Origin of the sequence: Planomonospora antibiotica (assembly GCF_014647955.1) — a bacterium.
Lineage (GTDB): Bacteria > Actinomycetota > Actinomycetes > Streptosporangiales > Streptosporangiaceae > Planomonospora > Planomonospora parontospora.
Window position 1 is genome coordinate 39,154 of the sequence record NZ_BMQE01000018.1, and the last position, 16,060, is coordinate 55,213.

General features: G+C 71.9%; 14 protein-coding genes. 9 read left to right on the forward strand and 5 right to left on the reverse strand.

Annotated elements, in window-relative coordinates:
* Window positions 1-24: 24 nt before the first annotated feature.
* From IEZ06_RS18030 to IEZ06_RS18045, 4 genes are read left to right on the forward strand one after another with little or no spacing between them, the layout of a single operon-like run.
* Complete coding sequence (locus IEZ06_RS18030) at window positions 25-1,020, forward strand: ABC transporter substrate-binding protein (protein WP_229798301.1); 996 nt, start codon at window positions 25-27, stop codon at window positions 1,018-1,020.
* Window positions 1,017-1,796 (forward strand): ABC transporter permease, encoded by a 780-nt coding sequence (locus IEZ06_RS18035; RefSeq protein WP_189237872.1) that lies wholly within the window; start codon window positions 1,017-1,019, stop codon window positions 1,794-1,796. The genes IEZ06_RS18030 and IEZ06_RS18035 overlap by 4 nt, the downstream gene beginning before the upstream one ends.
* On the forward strand, window positions 1,793-2,617 hold the full coding sequence (locus IEZ06_RS18040) for an ABC transporter permease (RefSeq protein ID WP_189237873.1): 825 nt from the start codon (window positions 1,793-1,795) through the stop codon (window positions 2,615-2,617). The genes IEZ06_RS18035 and IEZ06_RS18040 overlap by 4 nt, the downstream gene beginning before the upstream one ends.
* 25 nt (window positions 2,618-2,642) lie before the next feature.
* Window positions 2,643-3,902, forward strand: a complete 1,260-nt coding sequence (locus tag IEZ06_RS18045) for a flavin-dependent oxidoreductase (protein WP_189237874.1) — start codon at window positions 2,643-2,645, stop codon at window positions 3,900-3,902.
* A gap of 620 nt (window positions 3,903-4,522) precedes the next feature.
* Here IEZ06_RS18045 and IEZ06_RS18050 read toward each other — a convergent pair.
* From IEZ06_RS18050 to IEZ06_RS18070, 5 genes are read right to left on the reverse strand one after another with little or no spacing between them, the layout of a single operon-like run.
* Complete coding sequence (locus IEZ06_RS18050; protein ID WP_189237875.1) at window positions 4,523-5,527, reverse strand: methyltransferase; 1,005 nt, start codon at window positions 5,525-5,527, stop codon at window positions 4,523-4,525.
* A gap of 50 nt (window positions 5,528-5,577) precedes the next feature.
* Entirely contained in the window at window positions 5,578-6,360 is a 783-nt protein-coding gene (locus IEZ06_RS18055) for an ABC transporter ATP-binding protein (RefSeq protein WP_189237876.1), read from the reverse strand.
* 9 nt (window positions 6,361-6,369) lie between these two features.
* Window positions 6,370-7,158, reverse strand: a complete 789-nt coding sequence (locus IEZ06_RS18060) for an ABC transporter permease (RefSeq protein ID WP_189237877.1) — start codon at window positions 7,156-7,158, stop codon at window positions 6,370-6,372.
* Window positions 7,158-7,949 carry an ABC transporter permease gene (locus IEZ06_RS18065; RefSeq protein ID WP_189237878.1) on the reverse strand — a complete coding sequence of 264 codons (792 nt, stop codon included), beginning with the start codon at window positions 7,947-7,949 and terminating at the stop codon, window positions 7,158-7,160. The genes IEZ06_RS18060 and IEZ06_RS18065 overlap by 1 nt, the downstream gene beginning before the upstream one ends.
* Window positions 7,949-8,941, reverse strand: a complete 993-nt coding sequence (locus IEZ06_RS18070; RefSeq protein ID WP_189237879.1) for an ABC transporter substrate-binding protein — start codon at window positions 8,939-8,941, stop codon at window positions 7,949-7,951. Before IEZ06_RS18070 ends, IEZ06_RS18065 begins: the two co-directional genes overlap by 1 nt.
* Before the next feature lie 554 nt (window positions 8,942-9,495).
* On the opposite strand from IEZ06_RS18070, the gene IEZ06_RS37220 reads away from it, so the two are divergent.
* The 5 genes from IEZ06_RS37220 (at window position 9,496) to ffh (ending at window position 15,960) form a co-directional block, all read left to right on the forward strand.
* A complete protein-coding gene (locus IEZ06_RS37220; RefSeq protein WP_189237880.1) occupies window positions 9,496-12,540 on the forward strand; it encodes a sensor histidine kinase in 3,045 nt (1,014 codons plus the stop codon).
* A 34-nt stretch (window positions 12,541-12,574) separates the two neighbouring features.
* The gene (locus IEZ06_RS18080; RefSeq protein ID WP_068895081.1) at window positions 12,575-12,997 is read left to right on the forward strand and encodes a roadblock/LC7 domain-containing protein; all 423 of its coding nucleotides are present in this window, start codon (window positions 12,575-12,577) and stop codon (window positions 12,995-12,997) included.
* A 329-nt stretch (window positions 12,998-13,326) separates the two neighbouring features.
* Window positions 13,327-13,713, forward strand: coding sequence for a DUF742 domain-containing protein (locus tag IEZ06_RS18085; protein WP_229798314.1), 387 nt, complete (start codon window positions 13,327-13,329; stop codon window positions 13,711-13,713).
* Window positions 13,694-14,287: a GTP-binding protein gene (locus tag IEZ06_RS18090; protein WP_189237881.1), complete on the forward strand. Its 594-nt coding sequence runs from the start codon at window positions 13,694-13,696 to the stop codon at window positions 14,285-14,287. Before IEZ06_RS18085 ends, IEZ06_RS18090 begins: the two co-directional genes overlap by 20 nt.
* Before the next feature lie 128 nt (window positions 14,288-14,415).
* Window positions 14,416-15,960, forward strand: a complete 1,545-nt coding sequence (gene ffh, locus IEZ06_RS18095) for a signal recognition particle protein (RefSeq protein WP_189237882.1) — start codon at window positions 14,416-14,418, stop codon at window positions 15,958-15,960.
* The last annotated feature ends 100 nt before the right edge of the window (window positions 15,961-16,060 follow it).

Sequence of the window (16,060 nt, forward strand, 5' to 3'; positions counted from 1 at the left end):
CTCCGCTTTCCTCCTGGAGGACGCATGAAACTCCGCTCGTCGTTCGTCGGTCTGCTGACGCTGGCCCTGATGGCGGTCGCCGGGTGCGGCGGCGCCGATGAGCCGACCACGGCCTCCGGGGGGTCCGGGGCCCCCGCGGGCGGCTCCGGCCTGGAGAAGACCACGATCAACATCGGCACGATGCCGGTCGTCGACACGGCCCCGCTGCAGATCGCGATGGAGAAGGGCCTGTTCAAGGCCGAGGGCCTCGAGGTCAAGCCGAGCGTCCTGGCGGGCGGCGCGGAGGCGATCCCCAAGCTCAAGGGCGGCAGCCTGGACATCAGCTTCGGCAACTACGTCTCGTTCTTCAGCGCGACGGCCAAGGGCGCCATCGACCTGAAGATCGTCTCCGACGGCTTCCAGAGCGCGCCGAAGACGCACGTGATCATGGTCCCCAAGGACAGCCCGATCCAGACGGTCGCCGACCTCAAGGACAAGACCATCGCGGTCAACACCAAGCGCAACATCAGCACGATGCTGATCCGCGTCGCGGGCAAGGCGCACAACATCGAGCTCGACGAGGACAAGAACTTCGCGGAGTTCCCCTTCCCGGAGATGGAGGGCGCGCTGAAGGCCGGCACGGTCGACGCGGCCCAGGTCGTCGAGCCGTTCGGCACCTTCATCGCGCAGAACATCGGCGCCCGGGTCGTCTGGGACACCTCCCAGGGCCCGACCGCGGACTTCCCGATCGCCGGCTACGCGGCGACCTCGGAGTTCGTCGCCGCCAACCCCAAGACCGTGGCGGCGTTCCAGCGGGCGATGAGCAAGGCCCAGGAACTGGCGGCCGACCGGGCCAACGTGGTCGCGGTCATCCCGAAGTACACCAAGATCCCCGCGGCCGCGGCCGGCAGCCTCGCCATCGGCGCCTTCCCCACCACGCTGGACGCCACCCGCCTGCAGCGCGTCGCCGACAGCATGCACGAGTACGGCCTCCTCGACGCGCCGATCAAGGCGCAGGACCTCATCTTCGCCGGCAGATGACCGGGACCCGTGTCGTCCGCGGGGTGACGGGGGTCTGCGCGGCGGTGGCGCTGGCCGAGGCGGTCGCCCGGCTGGAGGTCGTCGACCCGGAGCTGGTCCCGCCCGTGTCCGCGGTGCTGGTCCGCTCCGTCGCGCTGGCGGGGGACCCGGTGTTCCTCGCCGGCATGGCGGACACGGTGCTGGCCTGGCTGGTCGGGCTCGCCCTGGCCCTCGTGGCGGCGGTCGCGGCCGGCGTGGTGCTCGGATCGGTCCCGTGGCTGAGCACGCCGAGCCGGATCGTGGTGGAGTTCCTCCGCCCGATCCCCTCGGTGGCGCTGATCCCGCTGGCGATCCTGCTGTTCGGGTCGGAGACGGAGATGAAGGTCTCCCTGATCTTCTACGCCGCCACCTGGCCCATCCTGCTCAACACCCTCTACGCCCTGCGCGACGTGGACCCGCTGGCCAAGGAGACCCTGCGCAGCTTCGGCTTCGGGCCCCTGGCGGTGCTGTGGCGGGTCTCGCTGCCCAGCGCCGCACCGTTCGTCGCGACCGGCGTGCGCGTCGCCGCGGGCATCGCACTGGTCGTGGTGGTGGGCGCCGAACTGCTGAGCGGGGGGACGAGCGGCCTGGGCGTCTTCCTCATCGAGGCGGGCAGCGCCGGAGGCAACACCGACGTCACGCTGGCCGGCGCGGTCTGGGCCGGGACGCTCGGCCTCCTGGTGAACGCCCTGCTGGTCAGGGCCGAGCAGGGCGCCTTCCGCTGGCACTTCGCGCGCACCGGGAAGGCGGCGGCATGAGCCCGCGGCCCGGCGCGGCGGGCGGGACCGGTCAGGTCCTGCGGGGGTTGTTCTCCCGCCTCTGGCTCGCGGCGCTGCTGCTCGCCGGCTGGGAGGCGGTCACCCGGATCGTCGGGGAGAGCTACTTCCCCCCGCCGTCGGAGATCGTCGCCACGATGCACGACCTGTGGTTCTCCGGCCCGGCGAGCCGGCTCTTCCTCACCGAGGACGCGCTGGAGGACTTCGGGCACAGCCTGTACAACCTGTTCGGCGGCTGGGTGCTGGCCTGCGTCGCCGGGGTCGCGGCCGGCGTCGCGCTCGGGCTCTCGCGCCGGCTGTCCGACTACGTGGAGCCGATGGTCCACTTCGGGCGGGCCATCCCCCCGCCCACCCTGCTCTCCTTCTACGTCGCGGTCTTCAGCCTCGGCACGCCCATGCAGGTGGCGACCATCGTCTCCGGCGTCGTCTGGCCGGTGCTGCTCAACACCGTCGACGGCGTCCGCACGGTGGACCGGCTCCACCTGGACAGCGCCGAGGTCTTCGGCGTGCGGGGCGGCCGCAGGCTGCTGTGGGTCGTCCTGCCCGGCGCCGCACCGAAGATCGTGGCGGGCCTCCGGATCAGCCTGGGCATCGCGCTGATCCTGATGGTCCTGTCCGAGCTCGTCGGCAGTACGGCGGGCATCGGATCCCTCCTCATCGGAGCCCAGCGCAGCTTCGAACTGCCCGAGATGTGGGCCGGGATCATGCTGCTCGGCCTGCTGGGATACCTGCTCAACGCCGCCTTCGTGGCGGTGGAGCGGCGGGTGCTCGGCTGGCACCTGAACGCGAGGGAGGCGGCGTGAGCCTCCGACGGACACCGGGGGAGACATGCGAGTACTGATCGTCGGCGGCGGCATCGGAGGACTGGCCACCGCCCTGAGCCTGCACGCCGCAGGCATCGACTGCACGGTCGCCGAGTCGGTCACGGAGCCGCGCCCGCTCGGCGTCGGCATCAACCTGCAGCCCCACGCGGTGCGTGAGCTGACCGAACTGGGCCTGGGGGAGGAGCTCGCCGGGCTCGGCATCCCGATGGACTACTTCGTGTTCACCGACAGGTACGGCGGGGTGATCCTCCCGCTGCCCCGCGGGACGATCGCGGGCTACGACTGGCCCCAGTACGCCGTCCACCGCGGCGAGCTGCAGATGACGCTCCTGGCGGCGGTGCGCGAACGCCTGGGTCCCGGCGCGGTCCGCACCGGGCTCGCGCTGGAGGACTTCGAGCAGGACGGCACCGGGGTCACCGCGTCGCTGCGCGACGTGCGCACCGGCGAGACCCTGAAGGAGGCGGCCGACGTCCTGGTCGGCGCGGACGGCGTCCACTCGGCCGTGCGCGCCCGCCTGCACCCGGACGGCGGGCCGCTGCTGTGGAACGGCATCCGGATGTGGCGGGGCACGGCCGAGGGGGAGTCCTTCCTCGACGGGGCCACGCAGGTCGTCGCGGGCTCCAACCGGTCGGCCAAGTTCGTGGTCTACCCCATCGCCCGGCGGGGCGGCGGACGGGTGCTGATCAACTGGGTGGCCGAGGTGCTGACCGGTGAGCCCGGCCCCGTCACGGCGGCCGACTGGTCCCGGCAGGGCCGGCTGGAGGACGTGCTCCCGCACTTCGAGGGCTGGCGCTTCCCCTACCTGGACGTGCCCGCCCTGATCTCGGCCTCCGGGCGGATCCTGGAGTACCCCATGGTGGACAGGGACCCGCTCCCCCGGTGGGGCCGGGGCCGGGTCACCCTGCTGGGGGACGCCGCGCACCCGCTGTACCCGATCGGCGCGAACGGCGGTTCGCAGGCCGTGCTGGACGCCCGGGTCCTGGCCAGGGAACTGGCCGTCGCCGCCGATCCCGTCGCGGGGCTGGCCGCCTACGAGGCGGAGCGCCGGCCCGTCACCGGTGAGCTCGTGCTGGCCCACCGGGAGCTGCCGATGGAGAAGACCATCGCGATGGTCACCGAGCGGGCGCCGGACGGGTTCGACGACATCGCCGACGTGCTCACGCCGGAGGAACTGGCGGAGATGGCCGCCGCGCAGCGCCGGATCACCGACACGGACGTCAGGTTCCTCAACGAACGGGCCTCGTGGAGCGTCACCCGCGGCTGACCGGGTCCTCCCGGCGGACCCGCGAGCGCCAGGGAAAGGAAACAGGAGGTGCGCGGCCCTTTTCCAGCGCGCATTCGCCGCCCGATCCGGAATCGGGCTCCGGGCGGGCGGCGGCCCCGGAACGGGAAATCACGGTACGGCGGCCGCCCCCCGCCACCGGATTCCGCCGCTATTCCGCCGGACGGCACCCGATCCGTGAATCCATACGGTTCCGGATACGTGAATCCGTATGGATTCACGCATTCAAGCATCCGCGGATCCGGGCGGCGGGGGAATTCTCTTCCCGGACGCGGCGCCGGACGGGTGCGCGTCCGCCGGGCGTCCCGGAAGCGCGGGCGGCGGGCGCGTCCGCGCGGGGGCTCCGGTCCGCCGTCTTCCGTTCCGGAATGGCGGACGTTCTCCGGTCGTCCATTCCGGCCATTGGAAATGTTCGCGAATTCTCCGGGAGCGGTCGGCGCGTTCTCCGCAGGGAGGGCCGGCGGCGGGAGGCTCCCGCCGCCGGCCGGTGCCGTGGGGCCGTCCGGCTCACACGCGGCGGGCCGGAGTCCTCACACGGTCCCTCATGCGGTCCCTCATGCGGCCCCTCACGCGGTCCCTCACACGGAGCCTCACGCGGCCCCTCACACGGGCAGGGCCTCGACGACGGCGGCCCCGCCGGGCAGCTCGATCTGCCGCTCGAACCGGAGGGCGGCCTTGCCCAGCAGTTCGGCGTACTCGGACGTGCTGCGCTCCACCCCCTCGCCGAACAGGGCGAGCATCCGCATGTCCACGTCCTTGCTGATGTGCGGCCTGTCGTCGTCCGGCACGACCAGCTCCACCAGCAGCACCCGGCCGTCGTCGGCCATCGCGCTCCTGACGTTGCGCAGGATCCGCACCGCGTCCTCGTCGGACCAGTTGTGGATCACACTGCCCAGCAGGTAGGCGTCGGCGCCGGAGGGCACGGAGGCGAAGAAGTCGCCCGCGACGCATTCGCATCGGTCTTCAAGACCGGCCTCGGCGAAGAACTCCCGCGAGCCCGGGACCACGGCCTCCTGGTCGAACAGCACGCCGCGCACGTTTGAATGCGCCTTCAGGACGGCGGCCAGGATGTGCCCCTTACCGCCGGCCACGTCGACCAGGGTGCGCACGCCGGAGAAGTCGTAGCGCGAGGCGACGGCCTCGGCGAACGGCCAGGCGCGGGCCACCATGTACTCGTCGAACAGCCGCCCGGCGGCCGGGTTGTCCCTGAGGTAGCCGTAGAGCGGGCCGTGCCGCTCGGCGAAGGCGGAGCCGCCGGTGCGCACGGTCCGCGGAAGCGCGCCCATGCCGTACCAGAAACCCTCCTCGCCGATCATCCGGACGGCGGCCCGCAGCGAGTCGGGGGCGTCGCTGCGGAGTACGGCTCCCGCGGGGGTCAGCCCGTACACGCCAGGGGCGGCCACCGAGACGAATCCCATCGAGGCGAGCTGGCGGAGCACCCGGCCGAGGGCGGACGGGTCGGCGCCGCAGCGGGCCGCCAGCTCGCCCGTGCTCAGCGGGCCTTCGCACAGGTGGTCGGCGCAGCCCAGCTCGGCCATCGTGGCCAGGGCGGCGAAGCGGGACACCCCGCCGATCACGTCCCAGACCGGCGCCTGCGGGTCGTCCATTGACGGTCCTCTCTCTCGGAAGTCTCTCGGAAGCCGTACCGGGAAGCGGTTCAGGAGGCGGGGGCGGACTGGCTCCGCATGCCGCGGACCAGCCGGCCGACCTCGGCGCGCAGGTGCACGAAGTCGGGGTGCTCCCGGGTGGTGATCTGGTCGCGCGGCGCGGGCAGGTCGACCCGCAGGTCCCCGACGATCCGGGCGGGGGCCTTGGACAGGACCACGACCCGGTCGCCCACGTAGACGCTCTCGTCGATGTCGTGGGTGATGAGCAGGATGGTCATGTTGTGGTGGCGGCGCACGCGCAGGGTGAGGTCCTCGAGGTCCTCGCGGGTCTGCGCGTCGACCGAGCCGAAGGGCTCGTCCATCAGCAGCAGCGAGGGGCGGTAGGCCAGCGCGCGGGCGATGGACACCCGCTGCTGCATGCCGCCGGAGAGCTGCCACGGATACTTGGCGGCGGCGCCCTCCAGCCCGACCTGCTCCAGCGCCTCCATGGCGGCGCCCCGGCGCTGCTTCTTGTCCATGTTCTTGCGCCGCAGCGGCAGGGAGACGTTGTCGGCCACGGACATCCAGGGGAAGAGGGAGCGGCTGTAGTCCTGGAAGACCACGGCCAGGTCGTCCGGGGTCCGGTCGACCGCGGTGCCGCCCAGCACCACCTTCCCGCCGGTGGGCCGCAGGAGCCCGGCGATGGAGCGCAGCAGGGTGGACTTGCCGCACCCCGAGGGGCCGACGATGCAGACCAGCTCGCCCTCGGCGACCTTCAGGTCGATGCCGCCGAGGGCGTGGTGGGCGCCCGGTCCGCTGCCGTAGGTGTGGGTCAGGTTGGAGATCTCAAGCACGGCGGGTCCTCATATCGTCTGCTTGGCGGCCCGGTGCCAGGACAGCAGGCGTCGCTCGGCCACCAGGAAGGCCGAGTTGAGCACGTATCCCAGGACACCGAGGACCACGATGGTCCCCCACACGCCGGGCAGGTCGAACGACCGCTGGGCGTCGAGGAGCTGGAAGCCGATTCCGTTGGTGCTGCCCACCAGCTCGGAGATGACCATCAGGATCAGGGCCAGGGAGAGGCTGAGCCGCAGGCCGGCGAAGATCTTGGGCATCGCGGAGGGCAGGATGACGCGGAGCAGCCGCTGGCTCCGGGAGAACCCGAAGACCCGGGACGTCTCCAGGTGCTGCCGGTCGACGTGGCGGGCTCCGTCGCCGGCGTTGAGCAGGATCGGCCAGATGATGCCGAACACGATCGTGGCGATCTGCATCTGCGCGCCGGCTGCGAACAGGGCCAGGAAGAAGGGGAGCAGGGCGGGGGGCGGGATGGCCCTGCCGAACTCGATGAGCGGGTCCAGGAACCGGGAGAGCACCGGGGAGCGCCCCAGCATGAGGCCCAGGGTGATCCCGATCGCGCCGGCGAGCAGCCAGCCCGCGAAGAGCCTGCCCACGCTCGTCGGGATGTTCTCCACCGCCGCGTCGGTGAGCCAGAGCCGTTCGGGTGGGCCGGACAGCCACATCTCGTGCATGCGGACCGCGATCGCGGTGGGCGGGGGGAAGAAGTTGTCCTCGGCGGCGCGGGTGGCGGCCTCCCAGGCCACCAGCACGACGGGGACCAGCCAGAGGCGGCCGAGGCCGCGCAGGACGCGCATCACCGGGCGCCCTCCGTCCGGGCGAGGTGCCAGTGGAAGAGCCGGCGCTCCACCAGGGTGAACAGGGTGTTGGAGACGATCCCGATGACGCCTGCCCAGATGGTGGCGGCGACGATGAACTCCAGGGCGTCGGGACTGCTCCCGGCCTCGATGATGAACGTGCCGATGCCGCTGGCGCCGCCCGCGAGCAGCTCGGCGCTGATCGCCAGGATGAGCGCGATGGAGGCGGCCAGCCGTACGCCGGTGGCGATGAACGGCGCGGTGCTGGGCAGCGAGACCCGCCACAGCACCGCCAGCGGCCCGAAGCCGAAGCTGCGCAGGGTCTCCTTGGCCAGCGGGTCGACGTCCTTGAGGCCGTACATCGTGTTGATCAGGACCGGCCACGAGGCGGCGTAGACGATCACCGCGATCTTCATGTCGAACCTGTCGGAGAACAGCAGCAGCGCCAGCGGGATCAGGGCCACGGACGGGATGGGCCGGAGGAACTCCAGGACGGGCCGGAGCGCCGACTCCACGCGGGGCATGGTGCCGAGCGCGAACCCGGCGGGGACGGCGACCAGCACGGTGAGCAGGAGGCCGGCGGCCCAGGCGCCCAGGGTCGAGACGACGTCGGCGAGGAAGTCCCCGTCGGCGGCGAGCGCCGCCGCGCGGCCGGCGATCGTGGAGGCCAGCGGGAACACGATCGGGTCGATGAGCCCGGTCCGTCCGGCGAGTTCCACCAGGCAGAACAGCCCTGCGACGCCGGCGGCGCCGCAGAGCGGTCTGTTGTCGAGCAGGGAGCGCCCGGTCATCAGCCGTCGGTGCCCGGGAGGATGGTCTTGGCCTCGATCGGGCTCTTCAGGTAGCCCTGCTCCACCATCAGGTCGGCCACCCGCTGCAGGCGGGTCTCGTCGAGGCTGGTGGGGAAGGTGCCGAGGGTGATGACGGCCGCGGTGGCCGGGTCGATCTTGGTGTAGGTCGGCAGGATCTCCTCGACGGCCTTGCGGTCCGAGGCGGCGATCTGCTGGGCCTTGGCGACCGCGCGCTGGAAGGCGGCGACGGTCTTGGGGTTCTCGTTCACGAACTTCTCGGTGACGATCACACCGGCGATGGGGAAGTCCGCGGTGGGGCCGGTCATGGTGTCGGCCAGCTTCTGGGCGCCGATCTTGGTGGCGGCGGCGGTCAGGTGCGGCTCGGTCATCCAGGCCGCGTCGACGACGCCCTTCTCCAGCTGGCCCGCCATGTCGGGGAAGGGGAACTCCAGGAACTGCACGTCCTCGGCGGTGAGGCCGTGCGTCTTCAGCACCGAGGTGACGGCCAGCGTGCCGATGTTCTTGAGGCTGTTGACGGCGACCTTCTTGCCCTTGAGGTCGGCCGGGGTCTTGATGGGGGAGTCCTTGGCGACCATCAGGTTGAAGGAGTTCGGCGTCGCCTGGTAGAGGTCAGAGATGATCTTCATCTTGTTGCCGGCCGAGACGGCGAGGAAGGTCGAGACGTAGTTGGTCTGCGTCGCGTCCAGGGAGCCGCCGAGCAGGCTCTGCTGCGCCTGCGCGCCGCCCTGGATCGGCTCGATCTTCACGGTCAGGCCCTCTGCGGAGAAGAAGCCCCGCTTGTTGGCGATGTAGAGCGCGGCGGAGTCGGGGATGGGCAGGGCCCCGATGGTGAGCTGGGTCTTCTCCGGGCCGCCGGCCCCGCCGGGCGCCGCGGCGGCCGTGGTCTCCGGGTCCGATCCGCCGCAGGCGGCGAGCGCCAGCACGGCGGCGAGTCCCGCCGCGGCGGCCCGTCCGGCAAGTCTGAACCTCATGGGGTCTCCATTCACTGCGTTGATCCGCCCTGGCGGGACTCGCCGAAGCAGCGGGCGGCGCGGAGGTGGTCCCGTGAGGCAGGTGATCAAGGGGGATGTCGATCGCGGATCAGAGTAGCGGAGAGGATGAACCAAATAACAAATATCGGTCCATATGGTCAAATGGGCATAAATGGACTTTTTTCGACCTTATGGGTGCTTGCCGTGGTTTGGCGGAAGCGGATGGGGCGCCTGAAGGGGGGCAATTCTCGGTTCTGCCCGCCTCTGTCCGGCGAGACGGAGAGTTGTTGCCCGATTGTGGATGACATGTGGGGGTTACGGATAATCCGAGACTTATGCGCCGTTGGCCGAACTCATCCGGCTGTGCTCCAATAACCCCTACCCCATGGATGCGTCGGCGTCACATGCGTATCAACCGTTGTGACGCGATCCCCCCTCTAAGCAGACGATCCGAGGAGAGGCAGCGGAGGCCAGTGAGGACAGCGTCAACCCCCAGCGAACGCGAACCGAGGCCGGGCGCCGCCGCTCCGGGGGAACCGCCGCAGGGCGATCGGGTGCCCGGCACCGAGGCCGGCGGCACCGTGAAGAGAGGCAGGAAGCTGGCCCTCCGCAACTGGCGGGTGCGGTCGCGGCTGATCGCGCTCATCGCCATCCCGACCATGGCGGCGATCGTCCTGGGCGGTCTGCGGACGGTCACCTCGCTCAGCAGCGCCGCCGAGTACGAGCGGGTGCGCGCCGGCGCCGAGCTGACCGCCGAGATCAGCGAGCTCGCGCACGAGCTGGAGGAGGAACGCGACCTGTCCGCCCGCTTCGTGGCCCAGGGGCGCGGGAGCGCCGCCCTGGCGAAGCTGCAGGAGCAGTACGAGGCCGTCGACCGGGCGGCCGGTGACGTCGGCGACCGCGTCGACCTCATCCTCGGCGGCGGGCAGGCCGAGGACTTCGGCGACCGCGGCAGGGCCGAGCTCGCACAGATCCGCAACCGCATCGACGAGCTCAAGAGCATGCGCGAGACCGCGACGAAGACCCGGCTCCCCGCCCAGCCCACGATCGCCATGTACTCGCGGACGCTGGACAACCTGCTGGCCCTGCACGACGAGATCGTCCAGGGCGTCACGGACCAGGGGCTGGCCGGCAGCGCCAACGCGTTCGGCGCGCTGGCCCGGGCCAAGGAGCGGGCCTCCGCGGAACGGGCGATCCTCGCCGTGGCCCTCGCCGAGCGGAGGTTCACCTCCGAAGGCCTGGACGCCTTCGTCGCCGCCCGGGCCGAGCGGGACAGCGAGCTCGTGACCTTCCAGTCCGAGGCGACGGTGGCGCAGCGGCAGTTGTTCGACGACACCGTCAGCAGCCAGAAGAAGGACCGCGCGGAGTCGATGCGGCTGCGCGCCCTGGTCCTGGCGAACGAGCAGGCCCCGCTCCTGCGCGTCGACGTGTCCCGCTCCGGGGCCGGGGACCAGGCGATCTGGTTCGACGCCGCCTCCGACACGGTCGACCGCATGCGCGAGGTCGAGAAGCGGATCGCCGACACCGTCATCGCGCAGAGCCGCGCCCTCCAGGAGACCGAGCAGCGCGGCGCGCTGATCACCGCGGGCCTCACCGCGCTGCTGCTCCTCATGGTCCTGGCCGTCACCGTGATCGTGGCCCGCTCCCTCGTCAAGCCGCTGCGCAGGCTGCGCACCGAGGCGCTGTCCATCGCCGGAGAGCGCCTGCCGGAGACCGTGCAGGGCATGCGCGAGCGGGGCGAGGTCACCGCGGTGGAGGTCCAGCCGATCGGCGTGGCCTCGGCCGACGAGATCGGGGAAGTGGCCCGGGCCTTCGACGAGGTCCACCGCGAGGCCGTACGGCTGGCGGGCGAGGAGGCGACGCTGCGCAGCAACGTCAACGCCATGTTCGTCAACCTCTCCCGGCGCAGCCAGACCCTGGTCGAGCGCCAGCTGGCGCTCATCGAGAGCCTGGAGCACGGCGAGCAGGACGAGGGCCGCCTCGGGAGCCTGTTCCGGCTGGACCACCTGGCCACCCGCATGCGCCGCAACAGCGAGAACCTCCTGGTCCTCGCGGGGCAGGAGCCCGCGAGGCGGTGGAGCCAGCCGGTCCCGCTGATCGACGTGGTCCGCGCCTCGCTGTCGGAGGTCGAGAACTACGAGCGGGTGGACCTGCGGCTGTCCGGCGGGGTCTCCGTGGCGGGCACGTCCGTCAACGACGTCGTCCACCTGATCGCCGAGCTCGTCGAGAACGCGATCTCCTTCTCCCCGAGGGAGACGAAGGTCATCGTGTCGAGCAACCGCATCGACGGCGGCGGCGTGATGGTGTCCGTCACCGACCTCGGCATCGGCATGACCGCCGAGGAGCTGGCGCAGGCGAACTGGCGGCTGGCCAACCCGCCGGTGGTGGACGTCTCGGTCTCCCGCCGGATGGGCCTGTTCGTGGTCGGCCGCCTGGCCCTGCGCCACGGCATCCGGGTGCAGCTCCGCCAGCAGGACAGCGGGGGCCTGACGGCGATGGTGCTCCTCCCGGAGAACCTGCTCGCCCCCACCGGGCAGCTGCCGGGAGCGCAGCCCGGGGCGCACGGCGGCGACTGGGGCGCGCAGGCGCCCTCGGCGGAGCGGCCTCCGGTGATGGCCAGCCCGGTCTCGCTGGACTCCTCCCGGCCCGCGTTCGCCTCCTTCGAGGCGGCGCAGCAGGCCTTCAACTCCTTCGACGCGGGCGCGCGCTTCGGCTCCTTCGACGCCTCGCAGTCCTCGTTCGCGGGGGACGGGCGCTCGCCGTTCGACGCCGTGCAGTCCTCGTTCGACGCGGGGCAGTCCTCCTCCTTCGGCGGGGACGGGCGCTCCTTCACGACGGAGGGCCACCCCGGCCGGGCGCCGGTCGACACCCCCTGGCCCGGGCACGTGCCGGCGCCCGGCACCGGTCCGGCCTGGCCGGCGGCCTCCCAGGAGAACCCGGGATCCTGGCCGAGCGCGCCCATGCGCGGGGACACCGGCGTGTGGCCGGACCCGCGCCAGGAGACGCGGGCCGGCGCGGGAACGCAGGCGCGCCGCACGTTCGACACCGAGGCGGACAGCACGGGCCCCCTGCCGGTGGTGCGCGAGCCCTCCGCGCTGGAGGAGGAGCGGGAGGAGTTCCTGCCGATCTTCGCGGCGGTGGAGTCCGACTGGTTCAGGAAGGCCGAGCCGGCCGCTCCCGCGGCGGACTCCGCGTCCGGCCCGGGCGCGGACCTGCAGGAGACGGCCGCGCTCCAGTCCCCGGTGCCCGCGGCCCCCGCCCAGGCGGCCGGGTCCGCCTGGTCCTCGCCGGCGGACGCCGGCTGGCAGGCGGCCCGGGCGGCCAGCGAGCCGGCGCTCGGCGGGGTCACCGGCGCGGGCCTGCCCAAGCGGGTGCCCAAGGCCAACCTCGTGCCGGGCACGGTCGCCCCCGACGCGGGCGGTGCTCCGCCGGCCCCCGCCCTCCGGCCGACCGTCTCCCCGGAGGCGGTGCGCAACCGGCTGGCGAGCTTCCAGAAGGGAGTACGGCAGGGCCGGGCGGTCGCGAGGGGGGAGGCCTCCGAGGAGCAGGCGTATCCCGGCTTCGGCCGGGACGTTGAAGGAAGCAGGGAGGAGCGGTGAGCGAGCCCATGACGATGACCGAGGAGGATGACCGGTGCGCGAACTGAGCCAGGCCGCTCGGGGGGTCAACTGGCTGATCACCGACTTCGTGAACAACGTCCCAGGCGTTGCGCACACGGTCGTGGTCTCGACGGACGGCCTGCCGCTGGCGTACTCGGACGGGTTCCCCCGGGACCGGGCCGACCAGCTGGCCGCGGTCGCGGCCGGGCTGCTCAGCCTGACCCAGGGCGCCTCCCGGGTCTTCGAGGGCGGCGCGGTCACCCAGACCGTGGTGGAGATGCAGCGCGGACTGCTGCTCATCATGTCGATCAGCGACGGCTCCTGCCTCGCGGTGCTCGCCTCGCCCGACTGCGACATGGGCCTGGTGGCCTACCAGATGACCCTGCTCGTCGAGCGGGCCGGCCAGGTGCTGACGCCGGCCGTCCGCGCCGAACTCCAGGCCTCCCACCCCCGGTGACGACCCGAGCGGGCGCACCGGGGCACTTCCCTTTCGGAGCCGAAGGAGCCCGTGCATGAGAGACGAGGGAAGAGATCGGTCAGCATCCGGGCCGCGGCGCGTCGGCGCCGCGGCGGACACCGCCCTAGGAGGACGCCGTGGCAGGCCGCGGATGGCCAGGTGAGGGCGACCCGCTGGGCGGGCCGCCCCACCAGTCGACGGACGACGCCCGCATGCAACCGGGCGGCCCCGGTCACCCGGCGCAGCCGGGCATGCCCGCGCAGCACATGCAGCCGGGCGGTCCCGGCTATCCCGGGCAGCCGGGCGGTCCCGGCTACCCCGGGCAGCACATGCAGCAGCCGGGCGGCCCGTCGCATCACGTGCAGCCGGCGCCGGCGGAGCAGAGTTCCCTGGTCCGCCCCTACGCCGTGACCGGAGGGCGGACCGCCCCCCGGACCCAGCTCGCCATGGAGGCGCTGGTCTCCTCGGCGACCTCGATTCACCATGATCTATCCACCCGCACTCCGGAGTATCAGGCGATCAGCGCCCTGTGCCGGCAAGTGCGTTCGGTCGCTGAGATCTCCGCGATGCTCCGCATCCCCCTCGGCGTCACCCGGATCCTCGTCGCGGACATGGCGGCAGAGGGGCTGGTCCAGTTGCATCAGCCGCAGCTGAACGCGGGCAAGCCGGATCTCAACCTGCTGGAAAGGGTGCTCAGTGGACTTCGCAGGCTCTAGCCGGGGTGCCGGCCTCACCTCGACGAAGATCGTCGTCGCCGGCGGCTTCGGCGTGGGAAAGACCACGTTCGTGGGTGCGGTGTCGGAGATCCTCCCGCTGACCACGGAGGCGGTGATGACCGACGCCAGCGCCGGCATCGACGACGTCGGCCTCACCCCCAACAAGACCACGACCACGGTCGCCATGGACTTCGGCCGGGTCTCCCTGGACCGCGACCTGATCCTGTACCTGTTCGGCACGCCCGGGCAGCACCGGTTCTGGTTCATGTGGGACGACCTGGTCCGCGGCGCCATCGGCGCGGTCGTGCTGGTCGACACCCGCCGCCTGGCCGACAGCTTCCCGGCGATCGACTACTTCGAGGAGGCCAAGCTCCCCTTCGTGGTCGCGCTCAACGGCTGGGACGGCACCCACCCGCACGCCGAGGAGGAGGTGCGGGAGGCGCTGACGCTCGCCCCGAACATCCCGATCTCGCGGACCGACGCGCGCTCCCGGGACGCGGTGAAGAGCACGCTCATCACGCTGGTCGAGCACGCTCTGACGATGCGGATGGCCGTCCCGGGCTGGGGCCGCTAGGGGCGGGGGACCCCCTCCCTCGCCGCCGCGCGGCCCGGCGGCGCCTCACCGGGGCGCCGGGTACGGCCGTCAGCGGATAGGCTGGGAGGTCGAGTCGCAGACCTGTAGCGCAGAGGCTGGCCAATCACGTGTTCGAGACGCTTTCCGACCGGCTCACATCGGTCTTCTCCTCCCTCCGATCCAAGGGTCGGCTCTCCGACGCCGACATCGACGCGACGTGCCGCGAGATCCGCATCGCGCTGCTCGAGGCCGACGTCGCGCTGCCCGTGGTCAAGACGTTCGTCGCCCAGGTCAAGGAGCGCGCCCGCGGAGCCGAGGTCTCCCAGGCGCTGAACCCGGCCCAGCAGGTCGTCAAGATCGTCAACGACGAGCTGATCGAGATCCTCGGCGGTGAGACCCGGCGGCTCCGCTACGCGAAGACCCCGCCGACCGTCATCATGCTCGCCGGTCTCCAGGGAGCCGGCAAGACCACGCTGGCGGGCAAGCTCGCCCGCTGGCTGCGGGAGCAGAACCACACCCCGCTGCTGGTCGCCGCCGACCTCCAACGGCCCAACGCGGTCCAGCAGCTCTCGGTCGTGGCCGAGCGGGCGGGGGTCGCGGTCTACGCGCCCGAGCCGGGCAACGGGGTCGGCGACCCGATCGCCGTGGCCCGCCAGTCGATCGACCACGCCCGCCGGCAGCAGCACGACGTCGTCATCATCGACACCGCCGGCCGCCTGGGCATCGACCAGGAGCTGATGAAGCAGGCGGCGGACATCCGCGACGCGGTCACGCCCGACGAGGTCCTGTTCGTCGTCGACGCCATGATCGGCCAGGACGCCGTCTCCACGGCCCAGGCGTTCATGGACGGCGTCGGCTTCGACGGGGTGGTGCTCACCAAGCTCGACGGCGACGCGCGCGGCGGCGCGGCCCTCTCGGTCCGGCACATCACCGGCAAGCCGATCATGTTCGCGTCCACCGGTGAGAAGCTCGAGGACTTCGACGCCTTCCACCCGGACCGGATGGCCTCCCGCATCCTCGACATGGGCGACATCCTCACCCTGATCGAGCAGGCGCAGAAGACCTTCGACGAGGAGCAGGCCGCCAAGATGGCGGGCAAGCTCACCTCGGGTGAGGGCTTCACGCTGGAGGACTTCCTCGAGCAGATGATGATGGTCCGCAAGATGGGGCCCATCAAGAACCTCCTCGGCATGATGCCCGGCATGGGGCAGATGCGCGACCAGATCAACCAGGTCGACGACCGCGACCTGGACCGGATCGCCGCCATCATCCGCTCGATGACCCCGGGTGAGCGGCAGGACCCGAAGATCATCAAGGGGTCGCGCCGCGAGCGCATCGCCAAGGGGTCCGGCGTCACGGTGACCGAGGTGAACAACCTGGTCGTCCGGTTCTTCGAGGCCCAGAAGATGATGAAGCGGATGGCCGGCGGCATGGGCATCCCCGGGATGCCCGGCGGGCGCAAGGCCGCCAAGGCGGCCCAGAAGAAGTCCGCCAAGGGCCGCCGCGTCAGCGGAGACCCGCGCAAGGCCGCGCTCGGCAAGGGCGCCAAGACTCCTGACGCGGGCCCTGACATGAGCGGCGCCCTCGGCAACCTGGGCGCCGGCCAGCTCCCTCCCGGCCTGGAGCTCCCGCCGGGCTTCGACCCCTCCAAGTTCAAGCTTCCGGGTCAGTGATGAGTGACGACGGCGGCGACAGGTTCCACGGGCGCGCCCGCTGGATCTGGCTGGTCATCATGGTGGGCTTCATCACCATCGCGGCGCTGGAGCTCCTGGG